This window comes from Stieleria tagensis (assembly GCF_024129865.1).
Classification (GTDB): Bacteria; Planctomycetota; Planctomycetia; order Pirellulales; family Pirellulaceae; genus Stieleria; species Stieleria tagensis.
The window spans coordinates 37858-58626 of sequence record NZ_JAMYFE010000049.1 but is presented as its reverse complement, the minus strand read 5'-3'; the positions used below and the strand labels follow the sequence as shown (position 1 = coordinate 58626).

The 20769-nt window shown below is 51.5% G+C and carries 16 protein-coding genes; all 16 read right to left on the bottom strand.

The genetic code is table 11. The annotated features are described in order from the left end of the window. Positions 1 to 21: 21 nt before the first annotated feature. The 16 genes from NHH03_RS12205 to NHH03_RS12130 all read right to left on the bottom strand — a co-directional run bounded on the left by NHH03_RS12205 (position 22) and on the right by NHH03_RS12130 (position 20726). Positions 22 to 1047 carry a polysaccharide deacetylase family protein gene (locus tag NHH03_RS12205; RefSeq protein WP_253156447.1) on the bottom strand — a complete coding sequence of 342 codons (1026 nt, stop codon included), beginning with the start codon at positions 1045 to 1047 and terminating at the stop codon, positions 22 to 24. Continuing rightward, positions 1044 to 2240, bottom strand: coding sequence for a glycosyltransferase (locus NHH03_RS12200; protein ID WP_253156445.1), 1197 nt, complete (start codon positions 2238 to 2240; stop codon positions 1044 to 1046). Before NHH03_RS12200 ends, NHH03_RS12205 begins: the two co-directional genes overlap by 4 nt. Positions 2241 to 2277: 37 nt before the next feature. Next, positions 2278 to 3393 carry a glycosyltransferase family 2 protein gene (locus NHH03_RS12195; RefSeq protein ID WP_261364244.1) on the bottom strand — a complete coding sequence of 372 codons (1116 nt, stop codon included), beginning with the start codon at positions 3391 to 3393 and terminating at the stop codon, positions 2278 to 2280. An 87-nt stretch (positions 3394 to 3480) separates the two neighbouring features. Further along, a complete protein-coding gene (locus tag NHH03_RS12190) occupies positions 3481 to 4809 on the bottom strand; it encodes a hypothetical protein (RefSeq protein WP_253156436.1) in 1329 nt (442 codons plus the stop codon). 775 nt (positions 4810 to 5584) lie between these two features. Continuing rightward, complete coding sequence (locus NHH03_RS12185; RefSeq protein WP_253156434.1) at positions 5585 to 6283, bottom strand: class I SAM-dependent methyltransferase; 699 nt, start codon at positions 6281 to 6283, stop codon at positions 5585 to 5587. Positions 6284 to 6480: 197 nt separating this feature from the next. Then, positions 6481 to 7473 (bottom strand): glycosyltransferase family protein, encoded by a 993-nt coding sequence (locus NHH03_RS12180; RefSeq protein ID WP_253156429.1) that lies wholly within the window; start codon positions 7471 to 7473, stop codon positions 6481 to 6483. Positions 7474 to 7507: 34 nt separating this feature from the next. Beyond that, positions 7508 to 8770 carry a glycosyltransferase gene (locus tag NHH03_RS12175; protein WP_253156427.1) on the bottom strand — a complete coding sequence of 421 codons (1263 nt, stop codon included), beginning with the start codon at positions 8768 to 8770 and terminating at the stop codon, positions 7508 to 7510. Continuing rightward, entirely contained in the window at positions 8767 to 10080 is a 1314-nt protein-coding gene (locus NHH03_RS12170; protein ID WP_253156425.1) for a nucleotide sugar dehydrogenase, read from the bottom strand. The genes NHH03_RS12175 and NHH03_RS12170 overlap by 4 nt, the downstream gene beginning before the upstream one ends. A gap of 11 nt (positions 10081 to 10091) precedes the next feature. Further along, positions 10092 to 11135 (bottom strand): glycosyltransferase, encoded by a 1044-nt coding sequence (locus NHH03_RS28170; protein ID WP_390895561.1) that lies wholly within the window; start codon positions 11133 to 11135, stop codon positions 10092 to 10094. Between the two features lie 231 nt (positions 11136 to 11366). Beyond that, positions 11367 to 13223 carry an alginate lyase family protein gene (locus NHH03_RS12160; protein ID WP_253156416.1) on the bottom strand — a complete coding sequence of 619 codons (1857 nt, stop codon included), beginning with the start codon at positions 13221 to 13223 and terminating at the stop codon, positions 11367 to 11369. A 257-nt stretch (positions 13224 to 13480) separates the two neighbouring features. Next, on the bottom strand, positions 13481 to 14425 hold the full coding sequence (locus NHH03_RS12155; protein WP_253156407.1) for a sulfotransferase: 945 nt from the start codon (positions 14423 to 14425) through the stop codon (positions 13481 to 13483). 6 nt (positions 14426 to 14431) lie between these two features. Further along, on the bottom strand, positions 14432 to 16192 hold the full coding sequence (locus NHH03_RS12150; protein WP_253156405.1) for an arsenate reductase/protein-tyrosine-phosphatase family protein: 1761 nt from the start codon (positions 16190 to 16192) through the stop codon (positions 14432 to 14434). Between the two features lies 1 nt (position 16193). Next, positions 16194 to 17066, bottom strand: a complete 873-nt coding sequence (locus NHH03_RS12145; RefSeq protein WP_253156403.1) for an aminoglycoside phosphotransferase family protein — start codon at positions 17064 to 17066, stop codon at positions 16194 to 16196. Positions 17067 to 17131: 65 nt separating this feature from the next. Further along, positions 17132 to 18460, bottom strand: a complete 1329-nt coding sequence (locus NHH03_RS12140; RefSeq protein ID WP_253156401.1) for an O-antigen ligase family protein — start codon at positions 18458 to 18460, stop codon at positions 17132 to 17134. Next, positions 18457 to 19695, bottom strand: coding sequence for a glycosyltransferase (locus NHH03_RS12135; RefSeq protein ID WP_253156399.1), 1239 nt, complete (start codon positions 19693 to 19695; stop codon positions 18457 to 18459). The genes NHH03_RS12140 and NHH03_RS12135 overlap by 4 nt, the downstream gene beginning before the upstream one ends. Further along, complete coding sequence (locus tag NHH03_RS12130; protein WP_390895562.1) at positions 19692 to 20726, bottom strand: glycosyltransferase; 1035 nt, start codon at positions 20724 to 20726, stop codon at positions 19692 to 19694. Before NHH03_RS12130 ends, NHH03_RS12135 begins: the two co-directional genes overlap by 4 nt. Positions 20727 to 20769 lie beyond the last annotated feature (43 nt).

The following is a 20769-nucleotide window of genomic DNA, read 5'->3' as shown; positions in this document are numbered from 1 at the left end:
CCGGGCGAAAAACAGAGCTGGTTAGAGTTTCGATCCCGGCAACTGCCCGGGGCACAAATGCCCTCGGTGATCGAAACATTCCCCTAAAGTCAGCGTGTCAAGACCAAGCTGATCGACCGCAAATTGGAAGAAACGATCAAGACGGTCAAGGAAATCATCAAGGTCTGCTTCGCTACGCACGTACGGAGAACACCCCGGCAGCAATGAAGAACTATGAAACATGAGCACCAAGACGGGCGAACCCCTCCGTATCATCGCGGCAGCGAGTTGCTGCATCGCCTGCAAACTTGCTTGCTCTGGGCTGAGTTTGACCTTGGTCGCAATGCCAGTGCGATCCAATAGCCCCACTGCTTTGAAACTTTTCCATGGCCGACGCATGGCCACGGCGCGGAGTCGATCGGCAAGTTCAAAGTGACTGTGGGTGTATCCGGCCGTGACGGGTACCTCTAGCAGGCCGTCATCTTCTCCAGTGCCTAGGATATCATGTTCGGAAGGAAAATAAGGGATGCACGTTGCGGCCCGAAAATCAGGCCCCCCCTGGCTTCGATAGTCTGCTCGCGGCAAGACGCTGGAGTCGACCTGATAACCCAGTTCTTTCAGAATCCGGAGGGTTGTCGCATCAGCCCCATATCGGCCCGCGCGGAATGCGATTGGCCTGCGTTCGAATTGGCATTCAATCAACTCTGTCAATCCCAAGAGCTTCTCCCGTTGAACTTCTGTCGGGAGATTGCAGAGGTAGGAATTCCTGGGCGTTGAATGGTCATCCACCGGCGGGCTGTTCCAAGGATGAACGTGCGTGGCGATCTCACAGCGGTCTTCATCCTGAATGGTTTTCAAGATTCTTACAGCGTCAGCGGACTCGGCCACCGGAGTGGTAACCAAATAGGTAGGGCGAATCCCGTGGCGATCACAAATCATTTGAAATCGCGGTACCGAATTGATGTTTTGAACCGTCGCCTTTGCGGCATACTCACCCGACCACAGCCCTTCTTCTTCTGTGTCGATTGTGACCACTAACCCCCTGTAGATCTCTCCGGCAACATTCATGGCTCCACCGCACGGTCTTGAAGGCGTTCTCGCTTCGTGCGTTTCCAAATACCGGACGATCTAAAGATTGAACCTCGTATCAAACCCATTGCAATCGCAATTTGGCTGAGGATGAAATAGAACGGCAACGCAACGATCATTGTCCTGCGTGAGCTTGGCAGCATAGCCCCTACAACGCAAAGTAAACTCGCCAACAATGCTGGAACGAGCACCAACCATGCGAGAGGATTGCGAGGCGCCCACGCGATCAGCAACGAAAAAAGCAAAATCAGCAGCAACGGAGAAAGCCAACGCAGCAATTTGTGCGAGACGAACAGCAGCATCCGATCGACTTGCCCCCAACCAGGATGCACGCCTCTGCGGAGAACCTGGGCGGCTCCGATGCCAATCCGAACTCGGCGGCGAAACTCATCGGCAGCTAATTCGGTTGCATTCTCATCTGCAATCGCTCTATGATCATAAAGAAGTTTCTTGCCACTGCGTAGAACGTTCATTGAAATTGAAAAGTCATCCAGCACTGTGTCCTGAGGCAGTGCCTGAAACAGATTTCGGCGGATGACATACATCCCTCCGTCGACTCCCATCACTGCTCCCAACTTTGACTCACCACGGTGGATCGAGCGTTCAAGTCGATAGTAGAGACGCTCTGCGAGTCCAAAACTGGACTCTTCGCTCTTCAAACGAACATCACCAGTAACGCCACCAACCTCCGGATCGCCTAGGTGGCTAACAAGGCGTCGCAACGCGTCTTTGCGAAACATCACGTTCGCGTCGCACAGGCAAATGATTTCTCCCCTACTGGCAGTCACCGCATCGTTGAGGATCGATGATTTACCGCGGCGGGTGTCAAATGCCATCAGGCGGATCCGCGGCTCGGCGCTACAGATTTCGTTGGTGCGATCAGTGGATCCGTCACTCGCTACAACGATTTCCAGGTTGATATTTTTTTGACCGAAGGTTTCGAGATCAGTGGTTTCAATGGCAATCGAATTTTGGATCTTTTCCGCTATGACTGCCTCCTCGTTGTGAGCGGGAATGATCAGCGAGACGCTTAACGACTGGCCGCCATCCACGACGTCTTGTACCTTTGATGGGGTTCGCGTCTGCCGAAGTCCGATAAGTGCCATCGCAAACGGAAAAATTACGTATGTGTAAATCAAAACGAGAGCATTTAGCGTTAATGCAAATGCCAACCATCCGTCCACATTGAAACCCTGCATTTAAAGCGACCTAAGCGGTTGGCTCAGCGCCTGTGGCAACAGTGTCTCGCTGTGGTGTCCAGACCACAAACTTCCTTCCCACAAAAAAGTTCAGCACACCCAATCCCCCAGCGATATTCGCCATGCAAAAGTAATAGAGCAACATGGCCGGTTTCCAATTCCCCAGAGGAGTCCAGCGTGCAGCCAATGCAACGACATAACTACAAAGTTGTGCGGCGAAAAGACAAACGTACGCTGGCAATCCTGCAAATGCCAGCACACCGCTGTTGACCAACGCACCTAGCATTAAAAATACTGCAAACCATCGCACGACCTTATGGCAGAAGAGTTGGGCCGCAAAAATCCCAACCACAAACGGATTAAGTGCCTGCGGGACTCGCGACACCGCTCGAAGCGAGCGATTGACGATTCGCACTTTGCGGCGAAACTCTCCACGGAACGAAGGCGCCGCTTCCTCGTAGCAGACTGCGTCGGGCTCAAAACGGCCCTGAAATCCAGCAACGACCATCCGCAGCGGCAATACGAAATCATTAATATCGTCGACTTTCAAAGGAGTAAAAAGCTCTCGACGAATTGCCATGATCGCGCCATCGCCACCTACAACACTGGACAGTCGACTCTCCCAGGCCTTCAATAACAGCTCAAAATCCCAGAACGCGTTTTCAGATTCTTGAGCAGCACCGCCACCCTGTCGGTACATCTGTCGACCGGCCACATAGCCTACACGCTCATCGTCGAAATGACGCACCAAATGGGATACGGCGTCGGGATGATAGATCGCATTAGCGTCACTGAAAACGACAATTTCACCACGAAATTGCCCAAAGGATGCATTGATACCTGACGATTTCCCCTGTCGTGGTGACTGTCGAAAGAGTTCTACACTCGGGAATTGAGCAACAATTTCGTCAGTGCCGTCATCCGATTCATCAGAAATCACGACGATCTGCAGGAAATCCTTTGGGTATTCTAGCGCCAAAGTATTTTCAATCTTCTCCCTGATCACGGTCGCTTCGTTGTAGGCACTAATGACAAACGTGACCGGTCGCGAAGTCCCACTCGCTTCACGAACTCGACGCAAGCGAGACAATACAAACAGACAGATTGGATAGATCAGGTACGGCATGATCACACCAACCACGCAAATCCAAAAGCCAATGGCTATCGCTAGGTGAATGGGTGATTCCGGAAAAAAAAATTGCATGCTACCGCCTCACCGCAATTTCGTTTGGTCAGTCAACAAGCGAACATTTCCTCCCGACAGATCAAACGAATACCCTGCGACACGAACCCCCGTCGGTAACCGTTCGATCGACGGTGCTTGCTTTGAACCGACGTGAATCGCAGAAACGATGGTATTCGACCCTTTTCCGTGCGTCCAGACAGACCCGAGTCCATAACGCAGTCTCTTTTCATCGTCTCGAGAATAACCTGGCGCGAACTTTCTTGATGTGATCCACTCACCCCACGGCGTCATCAGTTCTTTCTCAGCGCCCCCAATCCAAATCGGACGCGTGCCGTCGAAGGAAACAACATTGGCTACGGCGTTACTCCATGCAACCGTCGTTTCAGAAATATCAGGAGTGTCAGGTAAACGCAGGGTCGAGTAGTATTCAATCGATTCTGGAATTTCAAATTGGTCAACGATGACAACCAAGTTGTCTTGTGGGAAGTGAACAAGGGTTCGTTCCGCACGCTCGACCTCATCAAACGTATAAAGAGGATCTAAGCGAGTCGTGAATATATGAAATGCCGGCTCGACAATGGCTTGTGATAAACAATTTGGAAAATAGTCGCCCACATTTGCAGCTACCAATGCATTGTCGACGCGACCGATCCCCCTTCCCCAATAGGTCGCACCCGCACCTTGGCTGGTCCCCAGTCGCTTATTGACAACATTGGGATCGCGGAACCCCAGACCCGAGCAAGTGGTTGCCTGATCACGCCATTTTCCGGATCTCGGACGAACCAAGATGGGCTGATTCTGACGATAAATCCAAACACACCCTGACGCCCCTTCATAGCGCAACGTGTCGAGATAGCGTGAGCGCATCCCGACCAGAAGTCCATCGGCCTGCCATGAATCGCGAGAAATACAAACATCCGCTCCCCGCAAGAATTTAGCTAACGGAAGCTTGAGCTCTTGCGGTGATTTTGCAGCGACGCGGCGATCGCCCCAGATCAGTCCCGGTAGGAAAGTTGCCGATTTGTCGCTCGGACCATGTTGCGCCGAGTACCAGTTGGCTAATCCAGCCATCGCCGGGTCCAATTCTTTATACCGACCGGCAACCACTTCCATGATCCCAAGTCCGAAACCGTTTTGAAGAAGCGGAGTGTCGTTGTCGTATGTATTCCAAAGTGGCCAATAGCGAAAGAAATTCATTTTTTCCCATAAATGTTGATCAGTGGCCGAGTTCCACGAACCTGTGACCAACATTGTCGCCCCTGCATAAAATCCATTGTAGCCCGCTGCGTTATCGTCATCTGTTGAAGCCTGACACCCACCGGTATCCAATGCCATCAGGTTCATCCAATCGATCATTCCATACTTTCCCCACGGAGTACAAAAAGATCGATGACCGCTGCGAATTTTCTCAATCGTCCACTCGGCCCAATCATCCGCAACTCCGTCTCCGTGAATGGCTAGAGCGACCACGCCTTCGTACGGTGACGCCCGTTTTCCCCAATGGTCGTTGTGATTCGTTTCGAATTCCTGGACGTAGTTGCCGGTTCCCTCAAAAGCCGCGAAATTGAACTGGTCTCCGACTTGCTTTCTAAATTGTTGCCAAGCCATCAACTTTTCTTTTTCCGTCAGTGCATCATGAATCCAATCGTAGGTGCATGCCCAAACAAAAATCCATTGATTGTCATAGTAGGGCCAACCCCACTTTTGTATTTCGCACCGGATCAGTTTCTGTTTTGCAAACTCAAGTGCCGTTTGATCATCAAATAGCTGGTAATTCAAGGCTGCAGAGGACGGACCTGTCGAAGTGCTGCGGTCGGCACGCAAAACAACAACATCACGACCATATTCGGCGGAATGTAGTTTTTGACGCAAGTTCTCCAAATCGTCACGAGAGAACATGATTCGAGGATGAGTGTCGCGGACGACGATTCTTGAAGGCGCCGGCCCATCAAAGGCCGTCTCAACTCCAGCGACAGTCAATTCACTCAATTGACTGAAGGGTGGCGAAGCCACCTTTTCCTCACCCCGAAGACACATGGTGACGAGAGTGATGCCGAGCAATAGCGCCGTCATAATCGCAATCGGCCGGAAGAGATTGCTGAAAGACAGTCGCTTTGGCGAATAAGGTACACTATTCATTTCGCACCAGTTTCATTGCGACTTGCATGCAACGCCACAAGGGGCGTCCCAATTGGTTTGCATGTTCATAATCGTGGAGAGCGGATCTGACGCCCATCCTGGTCACTAATTTGTGCGTTCCAGGAATAAGAGTCAAGAAAATCGGCCACTTGGATTTGCCTAAGAAACCCTGAATCTGATCGATTTGGAAGTGTTTTTCGATTGCTGCGAAAGTTGACTTCTGAAAAGGCCATTCCCAGTCGGCATCCTTTTGAAATGGGCGATAGGCCCACCTCAAAACACGGATTGTCGCTGCGGTCTCCAACGGATCAAACGAGACAACATACCCACCGGGTTTCAGATGGCTTCGAAGAACTGACAGAAAGGCATCGAAGTGTTCGAAGTGATGCATGACGCTGTTAGCGTAGATCACATCGAAAGGCTGCGGACTAAATTCAGTCGACAAAAAATCGACAGCTTTACCCTCGGCATTTGGGAATCCCACGAGTTTGGCATTCAGCTTGTCAATGGCTTTCGTCGAAAGGTCGGCTCCAAGGTAGTAGTCGGCTGACCGTGCCAAATGCAAGCTCATGCTGTTTCCATCATAACAGCCCAAGTCGAGCACCCGCTTCCCTTTCAAATCTCCCAAAGCTTCCAACTGAAAATCACGAATTGCATCCTTAATCCCCGTTTCCCGGCGATAGTCTTTCATCCGACCTCGAGCCCATCCCCAAAGACGACTGGGCAGCCCTTTGCTCGACTTATTAAGGTTGTGTCCGTGCGTTTCGTAGAACTCCGTCTGGCGCTGGTTCGTTGTCAGCATCGCATCTCGTGAATTCGATTCGGAGAGCCTTTCTGGTTCACTCATGATTTCTCACTTTTCTTGGTTTCAAAAAGGGGCGGATTAGCCTAGACATTGAGTGCCCGCAAGATTTGATCTCGCGTCTGATGCCAACGCGTCGTTCGTTGCAATCGGCTTTGATCGGCTTCGCACCGAAAACGTTCGGAGTCGCTTAAGCAGACCGACACGGCTTCGGCAATACCCTCAGGCGAATTATCGACATGCAATGCCCCCAAAGGAAACGCTTGCTTCAGAACTGGCCAGTCGGAGACAATCACTGGAGTGCCTTGGTAAATCGCTTCCCAGGCGCCACGCAGCATTGTATGGTCTCGCGTGGTGAGTGACATAACAATGTCAGAACGTATCAGCAAGTCGCCAAAAGCGGAATCACTGACGAATCCGGTTAGCTTGACATTAATCGGAAGAGACTCCGCCAGATCGGCGGAAAGATGCTTCGGGTTTCCGGTTAGGTAAAACTGGACCTCAGGTAATCTTTTCGCCGCATCTAGAATCGCTCCGATGGGCTCATCTGGATTGAAGGAGCAGACAGCTGTGACATTCGGGCCGTTAGAGAGTTCGTAGGTGTCGCCGGACTCATAGACAACGGGAACATCCTTCACAATTACAGTTTTCCCACCATTCTGTTCCACCAGTTGAGCTAGGTGTTCATTGTGGACGATATTGATACTCGCTCGCCGTCCGATCAAATGCTGAAGCCATTGCAGACGATTCCATCGAGGGTGCAGGAACGCTGCTGTGTGGCAATCCAACGCAAATTTCCGGCCCGTCAACAGATGATAAATCAAGACTGCAAACGCCGCGACGATGGGTGGCGACATGACAATTACGGCACGGGGGCGATAACGAATCAACGCGAAGGCCGTCATGAAGAATTGCCCGCAATATTTAGGGAGAATCGTAACCGGATGACTGCCCAAAACCGGTAAGTAGATCAGCAGCGACTGTCCTCCCAATTCTCTCGCCGTTTGGTCGCTGCGGCTGCACGATTCCGCCCACGACACATACATGACCTTGCGTTTTATGGGTGATTGTTTAGGCATTTATTCTCAGTGTTGCGAATACAGTGGTCTCCACCTACATTTCCGTTGCGGTGGGATCCAAGCTGCCACTCTCCACCCTATTCCCCGGCTGATTCAGAGTAGAGTCAGCAATTGCTTCACGGCAGTGCTGTTCAAATTGCCGTGCGACAGCCATGGATGAGTATTTCGTCTGCACCAATGCTAAAGCAGACCGTGCGAGCCGGCGAGCACAATCGGGATCCGCTAATACATTTAGCACTGCGTCGGCGAAGGGCTGGTCTCCGTCACGAATCAACAAGTGTTCGCCATCTTGTAATGGTAGACCCTCTGCCCCCAATTCCGTGCTGACCACCGGGCATCCCATCGCCATCGACTCGAAAATCTTCAGTCTGGTTCCGCCGCCCGAATGCAAAGGGACCACGGCTACCGCAGAAGCGGATAAGTACGGGCGAATATCATCAACGGTGCCTGTGATTCGAATGCCGTCACGGCCCTGATGGTGCAGCAACGAGGCAGGTGGATTGCGACCAACAATCGTTAGGCTGACGTCCGGACGATCTGCACGAATTCGCTGCCAAGAACCGCTGATGAAAGAAAGGACGCCATCCACGTTTGGTGGCCAATCCATCGAACCGACAAATACCACTCCGGCCCGGGGAGAAGCGTCCGGAGGTGGTTGGAAATAATTAGTGTCAACGGCGGTATCGATCAACCGAACATGTCGCCAACTGTATTCGGTTTCAAACCGCATTTTATCGCGCTCACTAACCGCGACGACTCCGTTGAAGTCTTTTCCTGCGGCACCTTCAAATTGTCGCATCCGACCAGCCTGCATGGACAAATACAATCGCCACAACGGCCCGCCGCGATCGGCAAGACGTTCAAAGATCTCAGCCTCGACATTATGCTGAAACAATAACTTAGGGATCTTCAACCCAATGCAATTGCCTGCTGTTTGAACAAAATCACAGATTAGCAGGTCATATTGCCCCGACTCGACTTCATCCTGAACGAGAGATCGCAATCGAGAATCTTGATCTTTCTGGACATTTAACGGAAGTGGAGAGAACAATAAATTCCGCAAAGCAAACCATAGAAACTGAAAACTTCGTCGACTCGCTTCAGTCCAGCCAACGGTTTTTAATTCGACGCCCAACGATCGCATCTCGGGTAGAAAACGCTGTTCTTCGGGAAGCAGATTGCATACGTACGTCAGGTCATGCCACTCCGCGAGGTGTCGAACGACATTTAGTGTGCGGATCTTCCCTCCGGTATTGGGGGGGAAGAGCAATCTCTTCTGAAGAAAAAGGATTTTCAACGAGCCACTTCTTGCACAGAGTCCGAGTCGCATGTCTCCGCGACAACCAAGTCTCTCCTTAAATCAATGATCCTGCCGGTGAAGCGATCAAAGCCGTCTAAGCGATCAACCACGCTAGTTGCTACGATCAACACTTCGGAGTGTTCAATTAGCTCAGAGGGCGATTCGCAGAGTAGTTTGGCGAGGTGTGGCAACCGTTCGTCAATGTAATGTCGGTTAGCACCGATCAGCGATGTGACTCGAACATCCGGATCAAAAATCCGCAGCTCAAATCCTTGTCCAAGCAGCGTCTCGGCAAGCAACACTTGTGGACTCTCGCGAAGATCATCCGTGCCGGCCTTGAAACTAAGGCCCACCAAGCCGATTCGGCGCGCGCCGGTTGATCGCACTAAATGAGCGGCTCGTTCTAAGTGAGAATTGTTTGAGGGAAGGATCGAACGAATGAGATCCGTTTTCAGGCCTTCTCGCTGGGCATGTCGCGCGAGGGCACGCACATCTTTCGGTAGGCAGGAACCACCAAAGGCGAATCCAGGACGCATGTAAGCGGTGGAGATGTTTAGCTGGGTGTCTTTACAGACAATTTCCATCACTTCTCTTCCGTCAGCCCCCAACGACTTAGCCAATGTACCGATCTCATTTGCAAAGCCAACCTTCAGTGCATGGAAGGCGTTGCACGTGTACTTGATCATTGCAGACACCCGAGTATTGGTGACGATTTTTTCGCAACTAAGTTTGCTATAGAGGTCCAGGACAACCTTCGCCGCTCGGTCGCCATCGGCACCCACAAGAACATAGGGTGGTTGGTCGTAATCCGCTATCGCTGTCGTCTCCCGAAGAAATTCGGGGTTGTTGCAAATCAGAACCCGATCGCCGACGCGCTCTCCCATTGCCTCTGCCAATAGAGGTGTTAGGACGTCCTCGAGCACTCCTGGCATGAGCGTGGACCGTACGACGACGACCAATGACTGATCAGTGCCTGAGAGAATGGTCCCGATTTGCTGCACGACCCGACGCAACGCTTGATCGTTGGTGCTACCATCGTCAGCCGAAGGTGTGCCAACGGCGATCAAGGCAACGTCACTGCCGATGATCGCCGAAGCAAGATCGGTAGTCGCTGACAATCGCCCCGTCTCCACCTGTGTCTTCAGCAGTTCCTCAAGCCCTGGCTCAAAAACTGGAGTCAACCCACGATTGATCGCATCGACTTTACCAGCATCAACATCGACACCAATCACTTGATGCCCGTCGCGACTCAAACAGGCCGCAGTAACGCAGCCGACATATCCGATTCCAATGACGGTGATTCGCATCAAAATATCCGTTAGTTGATTGTGTGAAGGGGGTTGGAAGAAAATTCGGCTGCGGATGAATCAACGACTTCGTGCATGAAGTGAGAGACGCGATCTGCGGTCGCCTGCCAGGTTCGATCCTTCATCAATCCGGCGACCACGTCCGGATTCCTGGGTGATTCGAATTCAGCGATCATCGCTTCTGCAACTGCTTCGGGCGTACGGTCATGAATCAAACGTCCAGCTAAACAATCGCTCAATTCATCCTGAACTCCGCCAACGGCATTACCGATCACCGGAGTACCGCACGCCAAGGATTCAAGCACGACATTTGGCGAGCCCTCGCGCGACGACATCATCACATATAAATCCGCCGCGTTATACCAATCAATCAGATCGCCATGCGGCTTTGGTCCCACCATGCGAACATTTGCCCCGAGCGCAAATTGATCGATGCGTGACTGAATCTCTGACGTGTAATCTCGTCCAAATCGCCCAGGGCCGCCGACGATGATATACAGCGCCTCGGGAAATCGCTTCCTCACGAGCGACATCGCCTCGGCGACCAAATGAAACCCCTTTAGCTCCAATCGGTCGCCGACGGAGATGGCGATAGGCACATCGACCGGTAGTCCACAATCCTGCCGACAGGTTGACCGGATTTTCGGATGAAACTTCTGGCCATCGATTCCGTTTGCAATCGTACACGTTCTTTCCATAGCAGCGCCATTGGCGATCATCTGTTCGCTGATCTCCTGACTGACACCAATGCACCCAGTTGCAAACTTGAGCGCCCGTCGAATTTGATTGCCAATCAACGGTAAATCGGGAAACTTGATCATGTCTTCACCGCGCCCAGTCATCACAACAGGAACACCGTATCGCTTGGCAAGTTTGGCCGACCATGCACCCGCGGGGTAAACCCAGTGGGCATCGATCAGATCGAAGGGGTAGGCCTGACGGATTTGGTCAACCTGTTTTGCAATTGCAAGGTCGATCAATTGAGGATGAAAATATCCACCTACCTTGGGAGGCAATACATAGCGAGGCCGATAGACAGTCATCCCGGAAACCACCTCCTGTCTCGGATATTGGCTCCACCTATACCACTTCTTGAACGCCTTGATTGGCGGAAACCAGGGAGTAGGCGATAGCACCCGCACTTCCGTCTCAGGTTTTTCGGAGAGTGCCCGAAGACGCTCCTTTACGAATACGCCACGTGATGGATCCGCAGATGAAGGAAACGTAGCTGAGATTGAAAGAACTTTCACTTATGGCTATCAAAAACGATCAAGGAAACAAGAACATTAACCAGAGATTTCCGCCAACGGTGGAAAGAGCCATTCACATTGTCCGATCCGCACCGAATACTCGCCGGCAACGCTACCGCCTTCGCCCAAGCTTAGATCTCCTACTCGAACACTAATTTGGCCACGATCGGCGGGACCAATCGATGTGAGTGTCAGTAGTTGTCCGTGCACGGACTGCTGAATCCGCAACCTACACCCAGGATCCTTTTCTCCGTATCCGAGACAGCGCCATCCCTCAGGTTTCGATTCGTCAAACCGATCAATACTGGATTGAATAGGTTCGCCCGAACTGAGACAAGAAAGACTCATGTTATCCCATTTCGCCATGCCTGGGTCAGAAAGATTGATTTGACGATTCGGTAGCTGCCAATACCATTCTGCACGGCGGCGTTCCGTTGCCTTAATTACATCGGCAATCCAAAGCCCTTTCCCGGGAATACAGCAAACGAACCGCTCTAGGCAAACGCCTGGCCACTGAACCGTGCCTCGGCACAGCCAAGTCGTTGACGTCATGGATGCTTCTAGTTCGGGGCGTGCAACCTCATGAGACCATGCGAGACGCCCGGCACGGCGAACTAAATCGACCCCGTCGATATGAATGGTATTGTGCGCCGCCGGGCTTCTAAAATACGCCACCCAATCTTGATCCCCACCATAATATGGCATGCCCCCATCGTTGAGGATCAATTGCTTCTCAAAACAATAGAGCACTTGCAATGTATCGGCATGACCGTGCGCTGTCGAAGGTGTCCCATCGCCAAACAACCCGTGGGCGATTGAGCCGGCATCAAACAACATCCAATCGCTTTCATTTGAACCGATGGCATACCCAGAGTCCTGATAAACCACGTTTACTGATGGTGTGCTGAATGACTCCAATTTCATCCAGCTCGAAACCCCCGATGATCCAGTGAGCCAAAACAACTCCTGCCCCGGAGCATTTTCTCCTGTCTTCAAATGCGGGTCGTCAAAAAGAACAGCGGCCAAGTTCTGAAGCGAATCGAAACACCAATAGTCATCGACTGAAACCGGTATGGCTCGCGCGGAATCCAAATCGCCTATTGCTGGCCATCGCCCATCGGGCTGGCGAAACGAAGCCCCGACCTGAAATCCTGTATGAATCACTTTGCCTAATTGATCTAGCGGCTCGCCGATCGTTTTCGATGCCAACCAACCAATGACTAGGAAACCGAGTGTGTAATAGTGATAACCCATTGCTTGCTCGACACAGAAGCCGTCGCTATAAAACTGCTTCGGCCCCGAATCTAAAAGCACTTCGCGAGATTTCCGTTTCCAACTATTCTCTAGTGGCCCTTCATCAAACAAAGTGGCGATGCAAAGCAATCCCGCAGCTTCACCGATAAGATGATTGTAGGGACTGGAATAGGTCGAAAAGTTGCCCGCCAAATAGACCGCATGTTCGCGCAATGAACCTCCAATGATGTCGAGATCCTGTTCACTCCATCCCTCCCAAGAGCCGAGGCCAGCCAACGTCCAAATCCAGGAAATTGCCCGCATCGCAACCTCAAGTCCGCTGGTCCAATTCACGCCTTCGTACAGCGGGTTTTGCACTATCCAATCAAGCATGAGTTCCCGCGCATACTCGGCAGATCGATCACTACCATTCAGCTGGTAGTCACGTGCCAACTCAGGAAGAAACTGATGTCGTGACAATTCCCATGGATACTTGACGTCAGTCTCACCAGGCAAATTGTAAAGCGGGATGTCGGAATAGAACTCCCTTTTCCATTGAAAACCAGTGCGACTATCGCAATGCCAGTCGATAACACCGGTAAGATCAAACGGATGCCCAAGCATCAACCATTTGCCTTCCATGATTGACTCGGCATTCAATCTTGATTTCCGCCGGTAGTCACTCAACATACTCGCGATTTCCGGCGAGGAATCCCAAGATTCGCTTTGAGTCCCTGGAACAAGCCGCTGACACCGCTTCAGCAAGTCGCCATTGCACTTTGGCCAAGTCTTCCCAGCTGGCCCCAACTGCCCCCGCCAGTCGCGACGTTCCCTACGCTGATTGATTAATCTGCTGATCCGCCATCGGATTTCGCCCGGAGGCATACGTTTAATCTTCTTGAGTTTACTTTTGTAGCTCATGTGCGGATAAAGTTTCGGCAGGTTTTATAAACTCGTTGCGGAATTCGAAGCGCGACATCACTTGCCGTGTAGTAAATCCGATGAATTTTGTTTAGTTCGACTTTCGCTTGCTCACTCCGAGGGTAGTCATACTTTTCGATTTGCTCCCCAAGCACAGATTCGCAAACCCCTAAATCCTCAGATGACAATTTCTTCCATTTACTCTGGTTATGCTTTCGAATCCCAAGACCTTCAACACGGTGGATGTAGTCATCGCAAAGATTTAAACGCCATTCCTGAGCGATCGTCTCCATCTGTCGCTGAGGTTCATTCAGTAGATCTTCGTATTTGATCGTAATTGCCTCAATGTCAGTCCGCCTGTCGACCTCGGCTTGGTAAAGTGACATTCGCTTCTGAACGTACTGCGAAGCAGCGTATAGGTTCCTCGGACCAAAGTCCTTATTTGTGATTGAAATCGCATTGTCTCTTGGATCTCGAACAAGCAATAAGTACCTCCGGTTAGGAATCACTACGTCAATATGCTCGACGCTCTCCCAAAGGTCATCGCTCTTTAGTCCCAAATGCATCGCATTTGTCGTGTACCCATGGTAAGCATAAAGATAGTTTGCAAAGTCCTCGGGCGTTTTCACTAAATCTGAGTCGATCGTACTCGGCAGACCTTGAAAATGTTTTGCTTGACGATAATGACGCTTAAGCATGAACCGCCTCCGCAGCTTTCCCGGGAAAATCCGCTTTCTGATTTTGGCATACTGAAGCCCCAACGATTCTTGGTCACGCATAAGTCCTACGGCCGCGTTGAAGATTAGCGACCGGTCATGAACAACCGAGAATTCGAGTGTTTGTTGCAGCAGCCGAGAAACCAGGTTTGTCCCGGAGCCCTGGCAGCCCAAAATCACATATTTGGGCTCGCTTTTCATGTCTTGAAAATAATCGACAAACATAGAAACCTACGCGTCATCAGGAGAGGGCGTAAAACACTGGGCGAGTCGATCCATGCACTCTTGAATCTCCTCGTAGGTTTGTTGGAACCTCGCTTGGGTCCCACCATAAGGATCGCTAATATGAGTCGCTGTAGTGGAACAGCAGCCTAAAAAGAATATTTTTTCACGCTCACCACACGATCGCAACTGGACTTCGTCGTGATTTTCATCGTCAAACACGAATATAATGTCAAATTTATCTAATTCAAATTCGTCAATAGAACTGGACCTGTGACTCGCGAGATCAACTCCGAAATTCTTGGCAATCAACACCGCAGCGTCAGGGGAAGGCCGACCGCTAGTGGGAAAGTAGCCCGAAGACTTAATTGTTAGGTCCGATGGCATCACAGAACGCGCATAACGCTCTGCAAAGGGACTTCTGCAGATATTGCCTTTGCAGACGAATAAAATCGATTTCGCACAACCCATTTTTAAGAACAGTCGCTTCCGAATACGATTCCGAACAAATCGGTTTTCACGTAGCCGCATTCTCAACTTCCTCTTACCTCCGGTGTACACGGAGCCTGCAATCGAAGCGATCTCTTTGAAGAATGGCTTTGGGTCGTCCCACGCAAATGTGTCTACATGCTCTTTCCCCAGCAGAACTCGACCAAGTATTCCAATCGCGCCTCGCCCTAGCAGCGCCGTCTTTTTGACAAGCGACGACTCGCGTGAACGTAGAAAATCTGAAAGCCAGTTCTTATCCGCCGTCAAGTTTCTGGAATGGACCCCTTCGCGATAGACCTCCGGGAAATTGACTTTCCCCTGAACGCGCCATCGGTAGAGATCCGCTGGAAAGTCGGCGCCGCTGAACACAGCCAACGGCAACGACCCCCAAAAACGCCCATTGATCTCGACAAATCGCCATTCATCGGTAGAGCGGTTCCATAGAAATTCAATCATTCCAACACCCGAATAGTTGAGCGACTTCAGCAAATCGGTTGCAGCATGCAACATTCCCGGGTGTAGCGAAATACTTTTCCGATAAGAACTTCCTCCGCCGCCCGGCGGTTCATGAAGACGCAGATGTTGGAAAACACGAAGAACTTTGCCGTCCACGGCAAGGAATTCAATTCCGGTCCCGACGCCCTTGAAGTACTGCTGAATTTGAACCGAGCCTTTTTCACGCATTCGCCGCAAAGTGCTCTGCAGTTGATCCTGGCTAAAGACCGTTTGAACATTTTGCTTCCTCGACAACTGGTCCAACAAGAACGATGATTCCGGCTTTAATATAAGAGGAAAACCAAGTTCATCTGTGATCGATTTGGCATCCGAGAGCTCAACATCATTCTTGCCGTGCGGCACTGGTACACCCAGTGAACGTGCCAATTCGAAAGAACGACTCTTGCTGCTAGTGATTTCGAATGCTTGGTCATCAAGAATGTAATAGGATTCGTAATGGTCGATTTGCTTTCGATGGCTGCGAATCGGTATAACTGACTGATCATTGCAGGGAATGACCAACTGATATCGATACTCAGACTGGAGTCGATTGAGCTGACAAATCCAGTCAACATTGCCACCTTCCGGCTTGCTTATCTCATGCGTTTGCTTTAGGAAACGGGAGCTTGCCGCGATCGACTTTGGGTCAGTCCAAGCGGAATGCACTTCAATCTGGTGCCGCCCCAATGATCGGACAACACTCAAAAAGCTGCGCGTATCGGAACCCAAAACGAGGACCCGCGCTTCGCTCGCTCGAATCAATTGGTCTCTCTTCTCACTCGGCATGTCAGCGTGCGAATTGCTTAAGTTTTCTACGAAGGACCTGCCGAACCCAAACATCGTGGATGGCTTGCTTGTGGCTTGTTGCTGGTCGTCGCACATAGGTGTGCAATCGACAAACCAGGTGCTTCGCCATTAATAATTGATACATTGCCGAATCAGCCGCGTCAGGCCGTCCGTACTCTCGCAGAAACCCACTACGCCATTGCTGGACAGGAAATGACCGCCACGGCCGGTAGACTTCTTGCATTTCTAATCGATGGATAAAATACGTGGCGTCGTCGAGCGGTCGCCCTGAACGCGCCATCGCGAAATCGATACCAGTCACGGTTTCGCCGTCCCACATGATGTTTCCAGGCGCAAAATCGGCGTGCACCCAGACGTCCTGCTGGTCTGCGTCACTGCAGTTGTTTTCCAGATCACCGATGCGTTCTAATATTCTTTCACGCATGGCCGTATCGGGCCACGAATAGCCATAGCCCTTCAGCGAATTGAGCCGCAACTCGCAATAGTCACGAATGGATTCCGGATCGTATTCCGAAAAGCGTTTGTTGGCGTTCTTGGTTAATGGCAACGATTGAAAGGCCCGAATCCATCTCCCTGCCAATTCAACCGCGGTCTGCGTTGTCTTTGCTTGGGCACTTCGCTTGATCCATTGATCAAGTGATTTACCTGGGATCTCGAACGTCGAAATCGTCGCTTTCTGAGGGTCACATTGCTCGATCCTGACAACTCCCAGCGGACCACCAAACGCATCGCTATCAGCCATCAACTTGATTAAGTCGACTTCTCGCTGTGCACGCAGTTTGACAATCGATTCGGTCGCTCCCCAATCGTCGGGAACATACTGTTTTTCGTAAACAGCAACCCCGTTCCGCATTCGTCGCGCGATTTGGCTACTTGCACGACGAGAATAGCTTGGACCAATAGGTTGATTCTCTTCGATCACAGATGCGACTCTTGAAGAACGCTAGAATCGGAAATACTGGAAGCTCCATTTTCGGCCCCACTCAACGTGAGGTAAGCCATCATCAATGCGATCATCCACAGCCCCCATTCACTGTCAAAGTGGTCACCGAATAAGCTGGTCGTCATGACAGCAGAAAGACCGCTCAGGAAAGAACATGCGGCCAGACGTTCAAAGCTGTCCGTGGAACTCTCACCTCGATTTCGCCGAACCGCTCGAAACGTTGCCAATGACACTGTTCCAAACAAGAACAGACGCAATAGGCTCCCCTGAATCCCCCAGGAACACGCCTCGGTGAGATAGCCGTTGTGAAGTGCCTTCATTTCGTCGGCGGCACCTGTCTGGCGAAGGTATTTCAATCCATGGACATACTTAAAGGAATCTCCGCCTGCTCCCAACGGGTGATCCGCGATCATCGACAAGCCTGCTTTAGCAAATTCAAGCCTTGACTGTGCCGACGCATCACGATCCTCTTCGGCTGAAAACGTCGTCATGAAGCGATCCAAAATCCGCGAGTCGCCCATCAACATGAATGCCGCGATGGCCCCCGCCACAATTAGCTTGATCGATTTCCCACGAAACTCAGCGGGAGCAGACACCAAGAACACCACAGCCGACATAATGGCGGCAAGGAACGCCCCGCGGCTATTGCACAGCAGTACCACATTCATGATGAACGGTGCAGCGACCACCGCGAATACTTTTTCCCACATGCGTCCAGCCAAAAAGAAAGGCGCAACCAACGGCATCACAGCAACCATCAAAGATGCGAAGTGATTTGCCGTACTGGCTCCCGGGGCACCGATTCCTTCAAGGCGATTGGAGTTCAACTCTCCTCGTTCGTTAATTGTCACCTCATACCCAATGTATGCGGCTCCGACCAAAATCGATAGCAACACGATTTTGAGATCAAGGTGTGTCTTGATACATGCAAACGTCAGAAACATCAGTAAAAGAAGTTTACTCGCGAGTGACCAACCTTCAAAGCTTGTTTCTGCATCCGACGCGAACGCAAGGTGCACGAACGTAAAATTTAGAAACATCAACAAGCCAATTTTGACAGCTCGTTTCGGTGTTTTGCCCCATGTGGAAACCGGTGGCGGAGCATTGACAAATACGCTTGCCAGCAAGAGCAGCCCCGCATATAGATTCCATCGATACCCGGCGATGGCGTCCCCCCACCACCAAAACGGTGGGCAAAGAAAGAAAGACAACATGTATGCAGACACTGCATACGCCGGTCGCTTGATAGATGCGATCGCACAGCCTGCAAACAGTGATAGCCAAAGAACCGCAGTAAGACTCATTTCCCGGCACTGCCTTCGTTCTTCGCAGACTTTCCACAAGACTGCAGAGCATCAGCCGTAGCGAGCAACCTTACACCACGCAATTGATTTTCGCCCCGTTGCGAATCATTCATTGTGTCCAGATATAGCTTTTCCATGGACTGATTGAACGTCTCAACACCGTAGTATCTTTCGTGGATTCGTCGCCCGTTGGCGGAATACTCAGTCCGCAAGGCAAAATCATCTAGCAGGCGTGCCATCGCTTCTGCCAAAAGCTGATCGTTCTCTGGAGGACAAGTGATCCCGCACGCCTCAGGTCGGTGAACGATCATCCGCGATGCATCGCCAACATCTGTCGCAACGATTGGAAGTCCAACAGACATCGCTTCCACCATCGATTGACTCATCCCTTCGCTACGACTCGAATTGACAAAGAGATCAAACGATTTGAGCCACCCTTCAACACGATCATGGTGTCCAACGAGATGAATTCGATCACTTACTCCATCCAGATTAATCCTGTTTTCCAAATCAGGGCGTTGCTGGCCGTCACCCACGATAACGAGGTGAACGTCTGGATGGCTTACTGATAATTTTGAAAACGCGGTGACGAGAATATCGAAACCTTTGACTGGGTGAAGACGCCCGATAGCGCCAATGAGCAATGTATTATTATCTATTCCTAGATTCTTTCGAATCTGATTGCGATGATACTTGTGGTCATGGCAGCCATAGCCAGCAATGCCGTTCGGAATGATCTTAATTTTATCCGCCGGATAGGCACATCGATTCTCCACACGCCGGGCGACCGCATGCGCGTTTGACGTGACGAGATCCACACTTCTCAGGGCAGTACGCATGGCCAAGGCACGCAGGCGCCCCCTCACGCCACCGCTACCGAGTGTTCCCATCACCGTGCCTCGCTCGGCATGGATGTGGGCCTGGATTCCCCCCCACTTTCTGGCGGTAACTGTTTCGATCAGCGTGCCCCAGTTGTGAGACTGGACTAGGTCTATTTTTCGTGAACGCAGTTCGTTAGCCAACCGAAGAACAGAGCCCAAGTCGTTACCAGCGCGTTTCTTGATTTCTACTACTGGAACATCATTCGGTAGCCAGGCAGCGGCCGGACCGGATCGTTCTAAGCAGATCACGGTCGGCTCAAACAGTTCACGGTCCAAACCGGCCACAATCCGAGTGACAGAACGTTCGATCCCGCCAGGTTGTAGCGAGTGCACGACAAAACCAAGGCGAATCATTCCCGCAATCCCTTAGATGCTGAAATCGATTCGATTGACCGTCCTATTGCCCGACGGAAGACAGCGTCAAACTGAGCCATCTGGTTACGACCGTCGTATCGCTTGCTGATCGACGCATCGAGTTTCGGTAGTTGGCCGGCATGATGCTGATCGAGCAGTTCCCGCACTGCCATTTCTAAACCGACGGCATCATCGGGATCGACGCATGGTCCCAGACACTCAGCATTCACAAGGTCCGATGTGGAGCCCTCTGTCGAAATCGTCAGAACTGGTTTTCCGATCGCTATGTACTCATACAATTTGCCCGGGACGCAAAGCGGCGCTTCGGTCTGAACAAGAAGCAATACATTGGCCTGGGAGATACGCGCAATACACTCTTCGTGAGGGACTGGTGGTGAAAGATTGACAATTCCCTCCAGCTGCAATTTTGCGATTTGCTCTTTTTCGCGAACACGCCCAGGTCGATCGGCGCCGATCAATTCCAATCGCAAATCACGTTCGCTAAGTTGCCCATTCCGCTTCATCTTGCCAAGCGCTTGCAATAGGCCATCGACATTGCGCTTCCCATAAAAACCGCCTGGGTGAACCAGCGTCAACGGCATCTTTTTTGCTCGATCTTCCGTGACGTCGGCGGCTTGGGTTTCAAAGAGGGCCGGATCGAATCCGTTGGGAATCACGATGGATTTATTTGCTAGACGCTCGCCCGCGCGAGACACCGCGTCTTCCATCGCTCGTGGCGTATTGAAAATGACCACGTCCGCATTTTCGTACACCTCGGATTCAAGTCTACGGTGTTTTCGGCCCGCCCAAGTGTCGTCGTTGCGGCCGGGACGGAACGCATTGCCGACCCAGGGGTCTCGGAAATCGGCTACCCACGGCAAACGAGTGGCGGCAACAATTCCTCCCGCAACCATGTGATTGCTCCACGGCGGCCCTGAGCTATAGATGATTTGCGAGCCAGAATTCCTTGCTGTGCGAATCCCGAGACGTGTTGCAGGGCGCACCCACCCTACAAGCCGGTCGGGCGTCATCCAAGGCAGCGTTAACCGGTCTTTTATGCTTTGCAGCATACGC